This window comes from Streptomyces silaceus (assembly GCF_001419745.1).
GTDB classification, from domain to species: Bacteria; Actinomycetota; Actinomycetes; order Streptomycetales; family Streptomycetaceae; genus Streptomyces; species Streptomyces silaceus.
Window position 1 is genome coordinate 1 of sequence record NZ_LIRJ01000259.1, and the last position, 2285, is coordinate 2285.

Here is a 2285-nt window from a genome sequence, read left to right on the forward strand (position 1 = left end):
GTCCACTCCAGCCCATGGGCCTTGACGCCCCAGTCCACGTCGGGCCCACCGCCCTCGCGCAGCGTGCCGACGGCCAGCCGCACGGCTCGGGTGAGGCGGGGACACGGGCGGGGACACGGGCGGGGTCGTGTGAGGGTCAGACATGCGGGGACGGTAACAGCACCCTCGGGGAAACCGACCAGACATTTTCCGAACCCGACCGCCGCACCACGACGGGACTCCCCTGCAATCCAGACGACACACCCGACCGATTTGCCCCACGCCACGTCATTCGATCCCCTCACCGACGCCCAGCCCGCAGAAAAGTTCCGCTCAGAGCCGCGCCCGGCGGTGGGCTGCACCGGCCAGCTACGCGACGTCGGGATCTCCCGGCTGCTGCACCGTCCGTTCGCCCGTCTCGGTCATCAGGTTGATGGCCGTGTCGAAACATCCTGCCGAGGACGTGGACGGTGAGCGGACCTCCATCAGAACGGTGCCGCTCGGCAGCATGGCGTACGTGGGCAGGTACGGCTGCTTGGCCTTGTGCCCGCGCAGACCGGCACAGAAGCGGGCCGCTTCCTGCCGCTGCCCTGCGGTGAGCGCGCTCGCCGGCAGCATGCGCACCGTTCCGTCGGTCATCTGGGCCAGGCGCTCCGCGCTGTTCCGGGCTCCGGTGAAGAGCCGTACCCAGGACTGGTCCGTGAAGGCGAGCCGGACATCCGCTTCGACGCTGCTGAACGTCATGTGCCGGAATCCGGCGACGGCGTCGAGGGGCAACTCGCCCAGCACGTCGGAGTGTTCCAGCATGCCGACATCGGAGCCGACGAACACCAGCCGACGGTCGGTGACGACCAGATCCGTCGTCCAGCCCTCGGGCCGACGCGCGGGGTCGAGCTGCCAGGGCAGGGAGCGGGCGAGGCTTCCGGGCGCGGCCCACATGACGGGGAAGTCATGGACCTCGTTCTCCGGATCCTCGGGTTCGCCGTCGACTGAGCCGACGTTGTTCTCATTGAGGACGAGGCTTGTGACCAGGGCGAGGGCGGAGGTGAGGGCGCGACCGGTGCGACGAGCCGCTCTGTCCCCCGTGCTGCGGAGCGTGTGGACGGGGCCGGACGGCCAGCCCTCGTCCACCAGCTCGTCCTGAATGTCGTTGCGCCCGGGATCGCGAAACCATCGGCGTCCGGAGACGGCGGGCGCCCTGCCGGTGGCGAAGACAGCCGCGGAATGAGCGACAACGCTCTCGCCGCTTTCCGTGAGCCCGTCCCAATCCCAGTCCAGGTCCACCAATACGTCATCTCTCCGTGAGGGAAGTCGGCTCGTTCACGGTGCCGGCGTGTGGGACTTCTTCTTGTTGACGATCTTGCGGGTCAGGATGGCTGTGCGTTCCACTACCGTGCCCGGCTTCACGTCGTCGAATTGCTTCGTCTGGATGCCGCGGCTGCCCAGGTACGCGTACGTCTGCTTGTCGAAGATCCACTCTCGGCGTTCGCCGGTCTGTTCGTCCGTGCGGGCCAGGGCGACGCCCGGGCGGCCCGCCGCGTCCTTGGCGTGGTCCACCACGACCACGCCGGGGATTTTCGCGCCCGCGCGGTACAGCGCCGCGCTGATCTTCGGCGGGGCGAGCTGCTCCGAGATCATGTCGCTGATCGTGTCGAAGGCCTGCTGGTCGCGGGAGGAGTCGCCGTCCGTGTAGGCGTAGATCCGGTCGAGGAGCGCCTTCGTGTCCGTGGGCAGCGCGCTCACCTTGTTGTACGACCACCCCTCCACGTCACCGTCGAGCGAGATGCCGTCCTCGGGCTGGAAGCCGGGCTCGTACAGCCACCCCTTGAGGCCGTTCGGCGAGAGCCACACCTCGCGCGGGTGGAGCTTCTGGACCATGGTCCTGCGCTCGTTCGTGTCGACGTTCTCCTCGATCGAGAGGTACGAGACCTTGCTCTTGACGTAGATGTACTGGTCCTGGCGCGGCGCCGTGAACTTCTGGGTCTCCGCGGCCCGCGAGACCTTCTCGGCGACGGACGAGACCGGCTGCGTGTCGCCCGGCTCCAGCTGGACGACGGGCGCGGCCACCCGCTGCCCGTTCTCCGGCCCCGCGCCGCCGCCGGTACCGCCGGCACCCGCCCCGCCGAACGTGTTCACCGCGACCACCGCCGCGACCACCGCCGCCGTGACGGGAACGGCGATGAGGAGGGCCCGGCGCACCGGGCGCGGGGCGGGCCCCGCCGGGGCGGCGGGGTACTCCGGGGACGACGGGCCCGTCCGCTGCTGGATGTGGGTCATCAGGTGCCTCTCGAGCAGGAGTTGGCGGT

At 69.7% G+C, this 2285-nt stretch carries 2 protein-coding genes; both read right to left on the bottom strand.

Features of this window, described 5'->3' with window-relative positions; genetic code table 11:
- Positions 1 to 348 precede the first annotated feature (348 nt).
- Positions 349 to 1110 (bottom strand): hypothetical protein, encoded by a 762-nt coding sequence (locus tag AOK22_RS23610; RefSeq protein WP_244164951.1) that lies wholly within the window; start codon positions 1108 to 1110, stop codon positions 349 to 351.
- Positions 1111 to 1299: 189 nt separating this feature from the next.
- Positions 1300 to 2285: CU044_5270 family protein (locus tag AOK22_RS23615; protein ID WP_208606432.1), on the bottom strand; the 986-nt coding region annotated here is incomplete at its 5' end.